The organism is Kluyvera genomosp. 2, from assembly GCF_036759865.1.
In the GTDB taxonomy this organism is placed as follows: domain Bacteria; phylum Pseudomonadota; class Gammaproteobacteria; order Enterobacterales; family Enterobacteriaceae; genus Kluyvera; species Kluyvera ascorbata_B.
This window is the reverse complement of sequence record NZ_JAPKIA010000001.1, coordinates 104,554-118,398: the sequence shown is the minus strand read 5'-3', so window position 1 is coordinate 118,398 and position 13,845 is coordinate 104,554. Positions and strand designations below refer to the sequence as shown.

At 58.7% G+C, this 13,845-nt stretch carries 12 protein-coding genes and 1 pseudogene; 6 read left to right on the top strand and 7 right to left on the bottom strand.

Annotated elements, in window-relative coordinates:
• Positions 1–33: 33 nt before the first annotated feature.
• The 4 genes and pseudogenes from V6942_RS00585 to sppA form a co-directional block, all read right to left on the bottom strand.
• Positions 34–1,277 (bottom strand): annotated as a pseudogene (locus V6942_RS00585) (glycoside hydrolase family 18 protein).
• A gap of 215 nt (positions 1,278–1,492) precedes the next feature.
• On the bottom strand, positions 1,493–2,134 hold the full coding sequence (gene pncA / locus V6942_RS00580; RefSeq protein ID WP_333500698.1) for a bifunctional nicotinamidase/pyrazinamidase: 642 nt from the start codon (positions 2,132–2,134) through the stop codon (positions 1,493–1,495).
• A 10-nt stretch (positions 2,135–2,144) separates the two neighbouring features.
• Positions 2,145–3,161 (bottom strand): asparaginase, encoded by a 1,017-nt coding sequence (gene ansA, locus V6942_RS00575; RefSeq protein ID WP_106926496.1) that lies wholly within the window; start codon positions 3,159–3,161, stop codon positions 2,145–2,147.
• Between the two features lie 56 nt (positions 3,162–3,217).
• The gene (gene sppA / locus V6942_RS00570) at positions 3,218–5,074 is read right to left on the bottom strand and encodes a signal peptide peptidase SppA (protein ID WP_106926498.1); all 1,857 of its coding nucleotides are present in this window, start codon (positions 5,072–5,074) and stop codon (positions 3,218–3,220) included.
• Between the two features lie 160 nt (positions 5,075–5,234).
• Between sppA and V6942_RS00565 the strand changes: the two genes are divergently transcribed.
• The 3 genes from V6942_RS00565 (at position 5,235) to V6942_RS00555 (ending at position 8,900) form a co-directional block, all read left to right on the top strand.
• On the top strand, positions 5,235–5,786 hold the full coding sequence (locus V6942_RS00565) for an NAD(P)H nitroreductase (RefSeq protein ID WP_333500697.1): 552 nt from the start codon (positions 5,235–5,237) through the stop codon (positions 5,784–5,786).
• 128 nt (positions 5,787–5,914) lie between these two features.
• Positions 5,915–6,958, top strand: a complete 1,044-nt coding sequence (gene selD / locus V6942_RS00560) for a selenide, water dikinase SelD (protein ID WP_106926502.1) — start codon at positions 5,915–5,917, stop codon at positions 6,956–6,958.
• 4 nt (positions 6,959–6,962) lie between these two features.
• Complete coding sequence (locus V6942_RS00555) at positions 6,963–8,900, top strand: DNA topoisomerase III (RefSeq protein WP_182929063.1); 1,938 nt, start codon at positions 6,963–6,965, stop codon at positions 8,898–8,900.
• A 111-nt stretch (positions 8,901–9,011) separates the two neighbouring features.
• Here V6942_RS00555 and gdhA read toward each other — a convergent pair whose 3' ends face one another.
• A complete protein-coding gene (gdhA, locus tag V6942_RS00550; protein ID WP_106926506.1) occupies positions 9,012–10,355 on the bottom strand; it encodes an NADP-specific glutamate dehydrogenase in 1,344 nt (447 codons plus the stop codon).
• Between the two features lie 234 nt (positions 10,356–10,589).
• Here gdhA and V6942_RS00545 point away from each other — a divergent pair, with 234 nt between their 5' ends.
• Positions 10,590–10,859: a DUF1496 domain-containing protein gene (locus tag V6942_RS00545; RefSeq protein WP_182929062.1), complete on the top strand. Its 270-nt coding sequence runs from the start codon at positions 10,590–10,592 to the stop codon at positions 10,857–10,859.
• Here the strand turns inward: V6942_RS00545 and V6942_RS00540 are convergent.
• Positions 10,819–11,235, bottom strand: a complete 417-nt coding sequence (locus V6942_RS00540; RefSeq protein ID WP_333500696.1) for a pyrimidine (deoxy)nucleoside triphosphate diphosphatase — start codon at positions 11,233–11,235, stop codon at positions 10,819–10,821. The genes V6942_RS00545 and V6942_RS00540 overlap by 41 nt on opposite strands.
• Before the next feature lie 78 nt (positions 11,236–11,313).
• Here V6942_RS00540 and V6942_RS00535 point away from each other — a divergent pair, with 78 nt between their 5' ends.
• The gene (locus V6942_RS00535) at positions 11,314–11,880 is read left to right on the top strand and encodes a carboxymuconolactone decarboxylase family protein (protein WP_223878926.1); all 567 of its coding nucleotides are present in this window, start codon (positions 11,314–11,316) and stop codon (positions 11,878–11,880) included.
• Positions 11,873–12,505 carry a CDP-alcohol phosphatidyltransferase family protein gene (locus V6942_RS00530; RefSeq protein WP_106926512.1) on the top strand — a complete coding sequence of 211 codons (633 nt, stop codon included), beginning with the start codon at positions 11,873–11,875 and terminating at the stop codon, positions 12,503–12,505. Before V6942_RS00535 ends, V6942_RS00530 begins: the two co-directional genes overlap by 8 nt.
• Here V6942_RS00530 and V6942_RS00525 read toward each other — a convergent pair.
• Entirely contained in the window at positions 12,502–13,806 is a 1,305-nt protein-coding gene (locus tag V6942_RS00525; RefSeq protein WP_333500695.1) for a rhodanese-like domain-containing protein, read from the bottom strand. The genes V6942_RS00530 and V6942_RS00525 overlap by 4 nt on opposite strands.
• Positions 13,807–13,845: the final 39 nt, after the last annotated feature.

Genomic DNA, 13,845 nt, shown 5'->3' with positions numbered 1-13,845 from the left:
CTGCGCTTATCAGGCCTATAGGATCACCGCGTCTTAATGCTTGATGCCTAACGACTCAGCCAGTTGCTTCGCCAGCTGGTTGTGGTCATCCGCGCCGTACTCCCAGAACATCGCGCCAGCCAAACCTTTACGCTTGATGTAGTCGGCCTTAATGCTGACCGATCGCGGATTCTCATACGACAGCGCAAACAGCGGTTTACCGTCGCTTGACTGCACCGACAGCCACGGTACCTTCGCCTGGTCGTCCCAGTGCTCGGTAAAGCGTTTCTGCGGGTCGTTCAGCAGCTTGCTGACGATATCGTTGTACTTGACGTACGTATCTTTGGTTAAGTCAACGCCGAGCGATTTAAACAGCGCCAGCTCCGGCTCGCCGAAATAAGGCTGGGTAACCGGATTTTTCTGTGCGTCCGCTTTGCTCCAGTCGATGCCCGGCTCTACGCTGCGTTTGGGCACCCGACCATAGAAGCCGATGCCGAGGTTCATCTGGCTGGGCTTCAGCCCGGCGGCAAGGTAGTTATTGACCACAAAGTCGACGCTGTATTTATCGGCGTTCGCCACTGGGTTGAATCATACAGGTTCGCGTTAAAATACTGCGTGCCGTATGCCATGTCATAGGTCATCAGGTTGATGTAGTCCAGCAGTGGCGCAATTGTCTTCACGTCTACCCAGCTTTTCGGGCTTTCTGCGTTGGCCCCCACGGCGATAGTGACCAGCTTTTTCTGCCCGAACGCCGCGCGGAGCTCTTTCAACAGCGCGGTGAAATTATCACGATCCGCTGGCTGACTTGCGACCAGCCCCCACGCGCCGTTGACCGGATATTCCCAGTCAAGATCGATTCCGTCGAGGCCGTATTTTGCCACTACCGCCTGGGCCGAGTGGATAAACACCGCGCGTGTTTCAGGCGTCGCTGCCGCGCCGGAGAAGCCGCGAGCCCCCCAGCCGCCGACCGACAGCAGTACTTTCAGATTGGGGTTCTGTTTACGCAGCGTGGGGATGATTTCTAAATCGGACTGCACCTTCGGCGACAGCCAGATTTGATGCAGCCTGGCGGCATCTTTTAAGGCGTCGTTGGTTTCATCTTTTTCGTCATTGTAGATAAGGCCAAACGAATAGTTCAGGTGGGTGATTTGGCGCACGTCGAGCTTATTGATATCGCCGCCCGGCCCGGCGGTAACGTCACCGCCGCCGTTGAAGTAGCCGACGGACATCAGGGAATTCGCGGAAACAACCGAAACGCAGAGCAGGGGTAATGCTGCCAGCAAAGGCAAAAGTTTCATACACGGTCCTCTTTGACATTGAAAAAGCAAACATGCCACGGAAAGGGTGTGGCGAAAAAACAACCGCCTGAACATAGCATTGCCGTGAGGGGAAATCTGCGAGGTGGTTCACGCCGAAGGGAGAGGAGGCGCGTAGGCCGGATAAGGCAAAGCCGCCATCCGGCAAACTGTGCCGCAGTGCCTGATGGCGCTGCGCTTATCAGGCCTACGTGGTGCTAGTTGTGAATTTCCAGCCAGTCGTCCAGCGTATACAGCGTTGCGCCTGCCGCTGCCATCTCCATAAACGCGTTGGCGCTGTCCTGCGGCGTAAGATTCACCCCGCGGCAGCCGTCGGTAATGACGTTAACGGTATAGCCCAGTTGCAGCGCATCGAGCACGGTGAATTTCACGCAGTAGTCAGTGGCCAGGCCCAGGACGATCAGTTCGCGGATATCGTGCTCGTGCAGCCACGCGTCCAGCCCGGTTTTCTGCCGATGCCCGTTGTCGAAAAAGGCGCTATAGCTGTCGATATTGACGCTTTCGCCTTTGTAGAACACCGCGTCGATCGCCTGCTGAGAGAGCAGCGGGTGCAGGGCGGCACCTTCGCTGCCCTGCACGCAATGATCCGGCCAGAAGGTCTGCGGCAAACCGTCAAGCGTCCCCTGGCTGTAAGGTTCCACGCCGTGCTGGCGGGCAAAGCTACCGTGGTTGGCCGGATGCCAGTCCTGGCTGGCGATAACGGCCTCGTCGCGCAGTTTCGCGGCGGCGATCAGCGCATTCGCCACATCAACGGTGCTGTCGCCATCGGCAACGGCCAGCGCGCCGCCCGCACAAAAATCGTTTTGCAGATCAACTAATAACAATGCGCGTGCGCTCATTATGCTCTCCTTAGTCGTCCGGGGTTAATTCACCGCGCAGGTTTTGCTGCATGGCCTTACGAATCGCCGTCGCATCCAGCCCCTGGCTTAGCAGATAGTGCAGTTTGGTCAGCGTCGCCTCAACGGTCATGTCCGAGCCGCTAATCACTCCTGCCTGTGCCAGCGCATTGCCGGTGGCGTAGCCGCCCATATTGACCTTACCCGACATACACTGTGTCAGATTGACCACCACGATGCCGCGCTTGCTGGCTTCCGCCAGTTCGTTGAGGAATACGCCGTTCTGCGGCGCATTGCCTACGCCATAGGAGCGCAGAATCAGCGCTTTCACCGGCTGCAGCAGGAAGTTGCGTACCACGTCGGCGGAAATGCCCGGATAGATCGTGACCACGCCAATCGGCTGCGGGGTAATGGGATGCACGATAAGCGGGCCTTCACCGTGCGGGGCGGGCGGCGTACCGAGCCTGCGGATATGGATGCCCGCTTCCAGCAGCGGCGTCAGGTTCGGTGACGCAAAGGCATCGAAGCCGTCGGCATGAGCTTTGGTGGTTCGGTTACCGCGATAGAGACGGTTGTTGAAAAACAGCGTCACTTCGTTGATCGGGTAGTTGGCCGCCACGTACAGCGAATTGAGCAGGTTGATTTGCCCGTCAGACCGCAGCTCCGCCAGCGGAATCTGCGAGCCGGTGACGATGACCGGTTTACCGAGGTTTTCCAGCATAAACGACAGCGCCGAGGCGGTGAACGCCATCGTGTCGGTGCCGTGCAGGATCACAAAGCCATCGTACTCGTCGTAGTGCGCTTTAATATCGTCAGCGATGTGCTGCCAGTCTTCCGGTGTCATGTCGGAAGAGTCCATCAGCGGCTCGTATTCGTGGATAGTAAAGTCCGGCATCTCGGGGCGATGGAACTCCGGCATCAGCGCCAGCTGACGCTGCAGGTGCCCAGAGACCGGAATATAGCCGTGGTCTGAGCGCTGCATCCCGATGGTCCCGCCGGTGTAGGCGACGTAAATGGATTTTTTAGGCATGGTTCGTCTATTGATTGAGCAAAAGAAAATCCCCTCCGGCGAGGAGGGGATTACGATTAGCGAATATTGGCGCAGGTCAGGCAAATTGCATAGCGATTTTGCGGATCGTTAAAAATCGCCAGCTTGTCGCCTTCAGCCTTCATCGCGCTGGCGGCATTCGCCAGCGGTGCCGGTAGGTAGGCCTGTAGCGCCTGCGGCAGCGATGCACGCACCGAGCCGGAGAGGTTATCCATGACCATATCAAAGAACGTCGGCTCGCTCTGATAGTAATCGATGTGCCACACCTTCAGTTTCGCCAGTTCAGCGGCTTTCGCCACCGCATCGTCGAAGTCGCCGAGGCTATCTACCAGGCCGTTCGCTTTCGCGTCTTCGCCGGTCCAGACGTGGCCTTGGGCGATTTTATCGATCGCTTCCGGGGTGCTGTGACGCGACTGCGCGACAAGGGTAATAAAGCGTTTGTAGCCGTTCTCAATGCTCAGCTGCATCATCTGCTGCACTTCCGGCGTTAAGGCTTTGGTGACCGCCATGTCGGCCAACGGTGAGGTTGCGACGCCGTCGGTGTGCACGCCGATAGAATCCAGCGTATTTTCCACGGTATTGATCACGCCAAAGATACCGATAGAGCCGGTCAGCGTGCTTGGACTGGCGATGATGTAATCCGCCGGGGTGGAAATCCAGTAGCCGCCGGAGGCCGCCATGCCGCCCATTGAGACCACAACCGGTTTGCCCGCCGCCTTCGCCGCCGCCAGCTCTTCGCGGATCACCTCAGAGGCGCTGACGCTGCCGCCTGGGCTGTTCACGCGCAGCACAATCGCTTTCACCTTCGCGTCCAGGCGTGCGTCGCGAATCTGCGCTGCCGTGGTGTCGCCGCCGACGTTGCCCGGGGTTTCTTCACCGTCCATGATAGCACCGTTGGCAAACACCACCGCGATGCTTGAGCCGGTGTCGGCCGGGGTTTTCACCGCATAGTCATACATGCTGACGGCGCTGAAGTTATTGTCTTTTTTACTCCAGCCGAACGCTTTGGTCATCGCTTTTTCAATCTCTGCGCTTGAGCCTAAGGCATCCACCAGCTTGTTATCCAGCGCGTACTGCGCCGTGTCGCCGTCGACTTTACGCAGGCCGTCCAGCACGCCCTGCGCGCCCGGGAAGATCTGCTGCGCAGTAACCTGACGGTTGGCGGCGACGGTATTGAGGTAGTTCTGCCACAGTTCGCCTATCCAGCGGCTGTCGGCCTCGCGCGCGGCGGGGGACATATCGTCGCGGATAAACGGTTCGACGGCGGATTTATACGTGCCGACGCGGAACACGTGGGTCGAAACCTTCAGCTTGTCGAGCAGCGTTTTATAGTACAGGCCGTTGGTGGCGAAGCCGTGTAAATCAACCACGCCCTGCGGCGACAGCCAGATTTTATTGGCGAAGCTCGCGAGGTAATACTGCGCCTGACTGTAGCTGTCGTTGATCGCATAGACCGGTTTACCGCTGTCGCGGAACTCGCGCAGCGCTTTACCGATATACTGCATTGAAGGCTGGTCGCCGCCGGCAAAGTTTTTCAGGTCCAGCACGATGCCGGTGATGTTACGGTCATCCTTCGCCTGGCGAATGGTCTGAACGACATCGAACAGTGAGTTTTCCTGCAAACGGTCCGAGCTGGCGCCAAAGAACTGACGGCCCAGAACGCTGAGCTTGCTGCTGGGCGAGGGTTTATCCACCACCACGCCGCTGATGTCCATCAGCAGCGCACCACGGGTACTGTGCTCCGTGCTGCTGCTGGAACTGAGCTGCATCCAGATGCCGACGCCGACCAGCACCAGCAGAATAAAGAACAGGTTCAGCACCAGTTCCCGGACGAAATTAAGTAATCGCCACGTCCATTTAAAGAATCCGGCAATGAAGCGCCATACAGTTCGCATGTATTCTCCCTGCAAAACAAAAAAGGTTTACCGAAACGGTAAAACGTCTGGCTATCCTAAATAGACCGCCGCCGGTTGTCAGCAGGAATCGCCTTCGGCGCTGTAACAAAATCCTTGCGCATGTTAATTTTATGAAAAATAACGTGAGAGGAGTGGTTCAATGGATGCCCTGGAACTATTAGTGAATCGCCGCAGTGCGTCGCGCCTGGCCGAACCGGCGCCGGCGGGCGAACAGCTGCAAAATATTCTCCGTGCCGCGCTGCGCGCGCCGGATCACGGCACGCTGCAGCCGTGGCAGTTTGTGATTGTCGAAGGCGAAGGCCGCGAGCGCTTCAGTCAGTTGCTTGAGCAGGGCGCGGTGGCCGCTAACGGCGATGATAAGGCGATTGAAAAAGCGCGCAACGCGCCATTCCGTGCGCCGATGATTATCGTGGCGATCGCCAAATGCCAGGATCACCCGAAGGTGCCGAAGTGGGAGCAGGAGATGTCGGCTGGCTGCGCGGTGATGGCGATGCAGATGGCCGCGGTAGCCCAAGGGTTCAACGGTATCTGGCGCAGCGGTGCGCTGACCGACAGCCCGGTGGTGCGTGCAGGCTTCGACTGCACCGAGCAGGATAAAATTGTTGGCTTCCTCTATCTGGGTACCCCGCAGCTGAAAGCGTCGACGACGAACGGCGTGCCGGATACCGCGCCGTTCGTCCGTTATCTCTGAAAAACGGCTACGATTGTCTGGATTTCACGCAAATGCCCGCGAATTCAGACAGTCGTACTTATCACCGCAGTGTTCTGGCGTTAACATACATCTCTATTCCCATGCCAAAGCAATGACAGGAGTTGTCCATGAGCGAGCAGGCCATTCGTTTAACGCAGTACAGCCACGGAGCAGGTTGCGGTTGTAAAATTTCGCCGAAAGTGCTGGAGACTATCTTGCACAGCGAGCAAACGAAGTTTATCGACCCCAACCTGCTTGTCGGCAACGAAACGCGCGACGATGCTGCCGTTTACGACCTGGGTAACGGTACCTCGGTCATCAGCACCACCGATTTCTTTATGCCAATTGTCGACAATCCGTTCGACTTTGGCCGCATTGCCGCGACCAACGCCATCAGCGATATTTTTGCCATGGGCGGCAAGCCGATTATGGCAATTGCGATCCTCGGCTGGCCTATCAACACGCTGGCGCCGGAAATTGCTCGCGAAGTGACCGAAGGCGGGCGCTTTGCCTGCAAACAGGCGGGCATTGCGCTGGCGGGCGGCCACTCCATCGACGCGCCAGAGCCCATTTTCGGCCTGGCGGTTACCGGCATCGTACCAACCGAACGGGTGAAGAAAAACAGCACCGCGCAGGCGGGTTGCAAGCTATTCCTGACGAAGCCGCTGGGCATTGGCGTGTTGACCACCGCCGAGAAAAAATCGCTGCTGAAGCCTGAACATCAGGGACTGGCGACGGAAGTGATGTGCCAGATGAACCTGGTTGGCTCGGCGTTTGCCAATATCGAAGGCGTTAAAGCCATGACCGACGTGACCGGTTTTGGCCTGCTGGGCCACCTGAGCGAAATGTGCCAGGGCGCTGGCGTGCAGGCGCAGATTGACTTTGCCGCCGTACCGAAGCTGCCGGGCGTTGAAGCGTATATCGCGCTGGGCGCGGTACCGGGTGGAACCGAGCGCAACTTTGCCAGCTATGGCCATCTGATGGGCGCGATGAGCGACGCTCAGCGCGCGCTGCTGTGCGACCCGCAAACCTCCGGTGGCCTGCTGCTGGCGGTGACGCCGGACGCGGAAGCTGACGTGCAGGCAGCGGCAGCCGAATTTGGCATCACCCTGACCGCCATCGGCGAGCTGGTGACGGCCCGCGGCGGTCGTCCGATGATCGAGCTGCGCTGAACCCATGCGGCTGTTTATTGCGGAAAAACCGAGCCTGGCCCGCGCCATTGCTGATGTACTGCCAAAGCCTCACCGCAAGGGCGATGGCTTTATCGAGTGTGGCAACGGCCAGGTGGTGACCTGGTGTATCGGTCACCTGCTGGAGCAGGCGCAGCCGGACGTCTATGACAGCCGCTATGCGCGCTGGAATCTGCAGGATTTACCCATCGTCCCGGAAAAATGGCGGCTGCAGCCGCGGCCTTCGGTGACGAAGCAGCTCAACGTCATTAAGCGCTTTCTTCACGACGCCAGCGAAGTCATTCACGCCGGAGACCCGGATCGCGAGGGGCAGTTGCTGGTGGATGAAGTGCTGGATTACCTGGAACTGCCGGCGGAGAAGCGCCATCAGGTGCAGCGCTGCTTAATTAATGACCTTAACCCACAGGCGGTGGAGCGTGCGATTTCGCGCCTGCGCGCCAACAGCGAGTTTATTCCGCTGTGCGTTTCGGCGCTGGCCCGCGCCCGCGCCGACTGGCTGTACGGCATCAACATGACCCGCGCCTACACTATTCTGGGGCGTAACGCCGGTTATCAGGGCGTGCTCTCCGTCGGGCGCGTGCAAACGCCGGTGCTGGGTCTGGTGGTGCGTCGTGATGAAGAGATTGAACACTTTGTCTCGAAAGACTTCTTCGAGGTGAAAGCGCACATCGTGACGCCGAAAGATGAGCGTTTTACCGCCGTCTGGCAGCCAAGCGAAGCCTGTGAACCGCACCAGGATGAAGAAGGCCGTTTGCTCAACCGGGCGCTGGCCGAGCATGTGGTGAAGCGCATTACCGGCCAGCCGGCGCTGGTCACCGCCTATAACGATAAGCGTGACTCTGAACCGGCGCCGCTGCCATTTTCGCTTTCTGCGCTGCAAATTGAGGCGGCGAAGCGTTTTGGCCTGAGCGCGCAGAACGTGCTGGATATCTGCCAGAAACTGTATGAAACCCATAAAGTGATCACCTATCCGCGTTCTGACAGCCGCTATCTGCCGGAAGAGCATTTTGCTGGCCGCCACGCGGTGATTAACGCCATCGGCGTGCATGCGCCGGATTTGCTGCCGCAGCCGGTGGTCAATACCGATACCCGCAACCGCTGCTGGGACGACAAAAAGGTTGATGCTCACCACGCGATAATCCCGACCGCGCGCGCAAGCCACGTGAATCTCAATGACAACGAAGCAAAGGTGTATAACCTGATTGCGCGCCAGTATCTGATGCAGTTTTGCCCGGATGCGGTCTACCGTAAATGCCAGATCGACCTCGATATCGCCAACGGTAAATTTGTCGCCAAAGCGCGCTTCCTTGCGGAAGCGGGCTGGCGTACGCTGCTGGGGGCGAAAGAACGTGATGAAGAGAACGACGGCACGCCGCTGCCGGTGGTGGCGAAAGCTGACGAATTACTGTGTGAGAACGGCGAAGTTGTCGAGCGGCAAACTCAGCCGCCGCGGCATTTTACCGACGCTACGCTGCTGTCGGCGATGACCGGGATCGCCCGCTTCGTGCAGGATAAAGACCTGAAAAAAATCCTCCGCGCGACTGATGGCTTAGGCACTGAAGCGACGCGTGCTGGCATTATCGAGCTGCTGTTTAAACGCGGTTTCCTGACCAAGAAAGGGCGTTATATCCATTCTACCGACGCCGGTAAAGCGTTGTTCCACTCTCTACCCGAGATGGCGACGCGTCCGGATATGACCGCGCACTGGGAGTCTACCCTGACGCAGATCAGCGAAAAACAGTGTCGCTATCAGGACTTTATGCAGCCGCTAGTGGGGACGCTGTTCCAGCTGATTGACCAGGCTAAGAGCACGCCGGTGCGGCAGTTCCGCGGACTGGCAGCGCCGGGTGGGGCGAAGAAGTCATTCAGTAAAGGGAAGGGGAAGAGTAAGAAGCCCGCGGCGAGTTCAGAGCAGCCCGGATAGCCCCTCATGCCTGGTGGCGCTGCGCTTATCCGGCCTACAAGACTATCGTAGGCCGGATAAGGCGTTTACGCCGCCATCCGACAACCTGCTCAGGATGGCGGGATAACGCGATTAAATCACGCCCTGCGCCAGCATGGCATCGGCCACTTTCACGAAGCCTGCGATGTTCGCGCCGCGCACGTAGTTGGTTTGCTTCGCTTCACCGCCGTGCTCAACGCAGGCGTGGTGAATATCCAGCATGATGTGGTGCAGACGCGCGTCGACTTTCTCTGCCTTCCAGCTCATGCGCGCGGCGTTCTGCGCCATTTCCAGTCCGGAAGTGGCAACGCCACCGGCGTTGGCTGCTTTGCCCGGCGCGAACAATACGCCCGCGTCGAGGAACAGGTCGGTCGCTTCGATCGTGGTTGGCATGTTGGCACCTTCCGCGACCGCCTTCACGCCGTTGGCGATCAGCACGCGTGCCGCATCGGCATCCAGCTCGTTCTGGGTAGCGCACGGCAGGGCAATATCCACCGCCACGCTCCACGGCTGCTGGCCTTCGAGATACACCAGACCAAATTCACGCGCGTAGTCGGCGACGCGGCCGTCTCGGCTGGCTTTGATTTCACACAGGCGCGCCAGTTTCTCTTTAGTGAAGCCAGACTCATCAACCACGGTACCGCTGGAGTCAGACGCGGTGATCACGCGCGCGCCCAGCTCCATCGCTTTTTCAATCGCATACTGCGCTACGTTGCCGGAACCAGAGACCGCGACGCGCATCCCCTCGAAGCCCAGGCCGTGACGCTGCAGCATTGCCTGGGTGAAATACACCAGACCGTAGCCGGTGGCTTCCGGACGAATCAGGCTGCCGCCAAAAGAGAGACCCTTGCCGGTAAACACGCAAGAGGTGTCGTTGGAGAGTTTCTTCATCATTCCGGCCATAAAGCCGACTTCACGGCCGCCTACGCCGATATCGCCCGCTGGAACGTCGGTGTCGGCGCCCAGATGACGATACAGTTCGGTCATCAGTGCCTGGCAGAAGCGCATCACCTCACCTTCGCTTTTGCCTTTTGGATCGAAGTCAGAACCCCCTTTGCCACCGCCCATCGGCAGGGTTGTCAGGGCGTTTTTAAAGGTCTGTTCAAAGCCGAGGAATTTCAGAATAGAGAGGTTTACGGACGGGTGGAAGCGCATCCCGCCTTTGAACGGCCCGATAGCCGAGCTGAACTGGACGCGCCATGCGCGGTTCACCTGAACCTGATTACGGTCGTCTACCCACACCACGCGGAACTGAATGACGCGCTCAGGTTCAACCAGTCTTTCCAGCAGGGAAAGCTGACGATAGCGCGGGTTCTGCTCGAGGAACGGCCAGAGGGTCGTCATGACTTCGCGTACGGCCTGAGCAAACTCGGTCTGGTGTGGGTCGCGCTGTTGAACATGAGCCAAGAAGGTATTAAGGGAGCAAGCCTTGTCCATAAGTATAAGTACCTCTTATGATTGTGAATGTATGTAGTTGTTATGGTTGTGTTTAATAACGTGCGTTATTTCGACTATATCACTACCCTGCTAACGGATGACAAGGAATTTCCGGGTGCGTAATAAAATTAATACGTCGCGTCGGGTCATAACGAAAAGCGATGACGTAAAAAAGTTAAGTTAGACGCCCATTTGGTCGATAGTAATAAAAGGGCTTTTTAAAGGAGATTGCTGATGAAATGGGTGTGGATGGTCGGTGGGCTGTCGCTTTTGTGCAGCGTCGCGCAGGCGAGGCCGCAGGTGGAAGTGAACGTTCCACCTGAAGTGTTCAGCAACAATGCCAGCAGCCAGCGCGCACAGCCGTGCGCCCGTTGCTGCATGTATGAAGACAGGAATTACTCGGAAGGGGCGGTGATTAAAGCGGAAGGCGTGCTGCTTCAGTGCCAGCGCGATGAGCGCGCCATCAGTACAAATCCCCTGGTGTGGCGTCGGGTAAAGCCATAAACGCGGCGAGTAACGGCACGTCGGCAGGGGCCAGCGCGTAGCGTAAGGCTTCCTGCGGCGTGCACCACACCAGCGCGCTGTGTTCGCGGGCAATGAGTTCGCCGTCGAAACGGGGGACGTGCCAGCCGTGCAGATGCACGATCCTTCCTGAGACTTCGCGCCGATGGCTAGTAATATAGCGCCCCGGCCACGCGACGATAGCCAGCTCTTCCTGTAGTTCGCGCACTAACGCCTCCTGCTGGCTTTCACCGGCTTCAACTTTCCCACCGGCAAATTCCCACAGCCCGGCCTGATCGGCATGCGGCGGGCGCTGCGCAAGGAGAATTTTGCCATTTTGTTCGATAATAGCGGCAACAACATCAATGGTTTTCAGCATAGCGGTCAAAGACTCCGTGAATGAGTTGCCATATTATCGCTGCTTTGTCGTGTGCTAAAGCCTTACAGGAGTTTTCGGGTGAAAAATCAACAACCCTGGGTGCCGCCGCTCAGCCAGCTGCCGCTGAGCCTGAAGCCGATTACCGCGATGCAGCAAAAGCACTATGGCGAGGTGCTGAACCCCACGCGCTGGTGGGGGCGGATGCCGCGACTGTTCTGGCTGGTGGCGCTGTTTGTCGGCTACCTGGAGCGGAAAAAAGCGCGTCTGACGCCGACGCTGCGCGCGCTGCTGATGACCCGCGTCTCCCAGCAGTGCGACTGCGCGTTTTGCATTGACGCCAACAGCCTCCGCCTGGCTCAGCGCTGCGGGGCGATGGACAAGGTGCTGGCGCTGAGCGACTGGCGATCGTCGCCGCTGTTTAACGATGCTGAGCGCGCGGCGCTGGATTATGCCGAAGCGATGACCGCTACGCCGCCGCAGGTCACTGTTGCGCAAAAAGATGCGTTACGTTGTCACTTTAATGCGGAGCAGATTAGCGAAATGACGGCGCTGGTGGCGTTTCAGAATTTATCCGCTCGCTTCAACGCCGCGCTGGATATTCCGTCGCAGGGGCTGTGTCAGATGGGAGAAAAAGCCGATGCTTGATAAGCACCTTCATCCGCGACTTAAGCCGGTACTCAACCGCCTGGCGCAGGCGCTGGACAAGCCCGGCGTATCGGCGGACGGCATTACGCTACTGGGGTTCGCCATTGGGGTGCTGGCGTTGCCGTTCCTTGCGCTCGGTTGGTATGGCGCGGCGCTGGTGGCGATTGTGGCCAACCGTCTGCTGGATGGTCTTGACGGCGCGCTGGCGCGGCGGCGCGGCCTGACGGATGCCGGGGGATTTCTCGATATCGCGCTCGATTTTCTGTTCTACGCGCTGGTGCCGTTCGGCTTTATGCTGGCGGATCCGGCAGCCAATGCGCTGGCGGGCGGCTGGCTGCTGTTTGCGTTTATGGGCACCGGCAGCAGCTTTCTGGCCTTTGCCGCGCTGGCGACGAAGCACCAAATCGACAATCCGGGCTATGCTCATAAATCGTTTTATTACCTGGGCGGCTTAACTGAAGGCACGGAGACGATCCTGCTGTTTGTGCTGGGCTGCCTGTTTCCGGCGTGGTTTGCGTGGATGGCGTGGGTTTTCGGCGCGCTGTGCTGGCTGACGACCTTTAACCGGGTGTGGGGAGGTTACATGACGCTGAAAGGGCTTCAGCGTCATGAAGGCGCAAATTAGCGTGCGCTTTCTGGCCCGCGATCGCCGGTGGCAACCGGGTTTTTCGGGTTCGCACTCCATTCGTACCAGCCGCCATCGTAGACGCTGACGTTCTGCCAGCCCATGGCGCGCGCGTACATGAAGGTTTCCGAGGCGCGCCAGCCGGTACCGCAGTAGAAGGAAACCTGCTGGCTCGGCAGGATATTCCAGGATTTCCACATCCGGGTGATATCATCGGCGCTGCGCATAGTGCCGTCCGGGTTGTGGAAGTCTTCCATATGGGTAGAATCGCTGCCCGCATGGCCCCAGCGCGCGCCGGCAATGTCACCTTTTGGCTTAATGTAGCTATAGCCGCTAGTGGTACCGATAAATTCCGGCCATGAGCGAATGCTCACCAGCGAGGCGTCCTGACGGTGCAGCAGGCCGCGCGCCTGTTCCATATCCAGCATCAGCTGTGGCTGCGCGGGAATGGTGGCACCAAAATCAGGCGCTGGTTTCACGTCCTGAGGTAAGCCACGCTCGACCGGCAGCCCGGCATCGGCCCAGGTCTTCCAGCCGCCGTCCAGCAAGCGAACATCCTTCACGCCCGCATACAGCATGATCTGCGCGACGCGCGCTGCGGCGTACACATCACGACCGTAGAGAATCACGGTGGTGTCGTGGCGGATACCGTGTTTGGCCAGCATCGCCTTGAGCTGTTCGTCGGACACTTTATTCCACAGCGGCTCGCTTTCAACCTCGTTGGTATCGATATAGCCAGCCCCCGGAATATGGCTGACCAGATACAGCTTCGGCGCGCCCCATGCGGCTTCAATAATTTTGTAGTCGCCCGCCGGTTTGGCGGCCACCGCTTTACCTTGCTGCAGGTCGTGCAGCCACTGCGGGTACACCAGTTGCTCGAAGTGCGGCAGCTTTTGCAGCCGTTCCGACTGCTGCAGCGCATCGCTGAGGGTGGAGATACGGGTGAAACCTGCCGCTTTTAAGCGCTTCGCCACGGCATCGTTATCTTTGCTGTCACCGTAGAGGGCAATGTCGGTCTCTTTTTTCAGCTGATGCTGCTGCGCCCAGGCTTCCAGCTGCTCGTTGTTCATGGCTGACAGCCAGCTGGCAGAGAGGTTCAGCGCGCCTGGCTCATGCCCGCGAGGGCCATTTTCCTGCTGTGGCCAGCCGTTGTAAAAGGCGCTCATGCGCGTATCGATGGCGGCACCCTTTTGCTGGAGCAGGTGGGTAAAGGTGAGGGTACTCGCCGTTTCAGCGGCGAAAGCAGAAGAGGCGAGGCCAAGCGCAAGGGCCAGCGCAGTCAGTTGAGAAACACGTTTCATCAAATCGTCCGACGAAGATAAAAGGAGCGTCATTCTGAA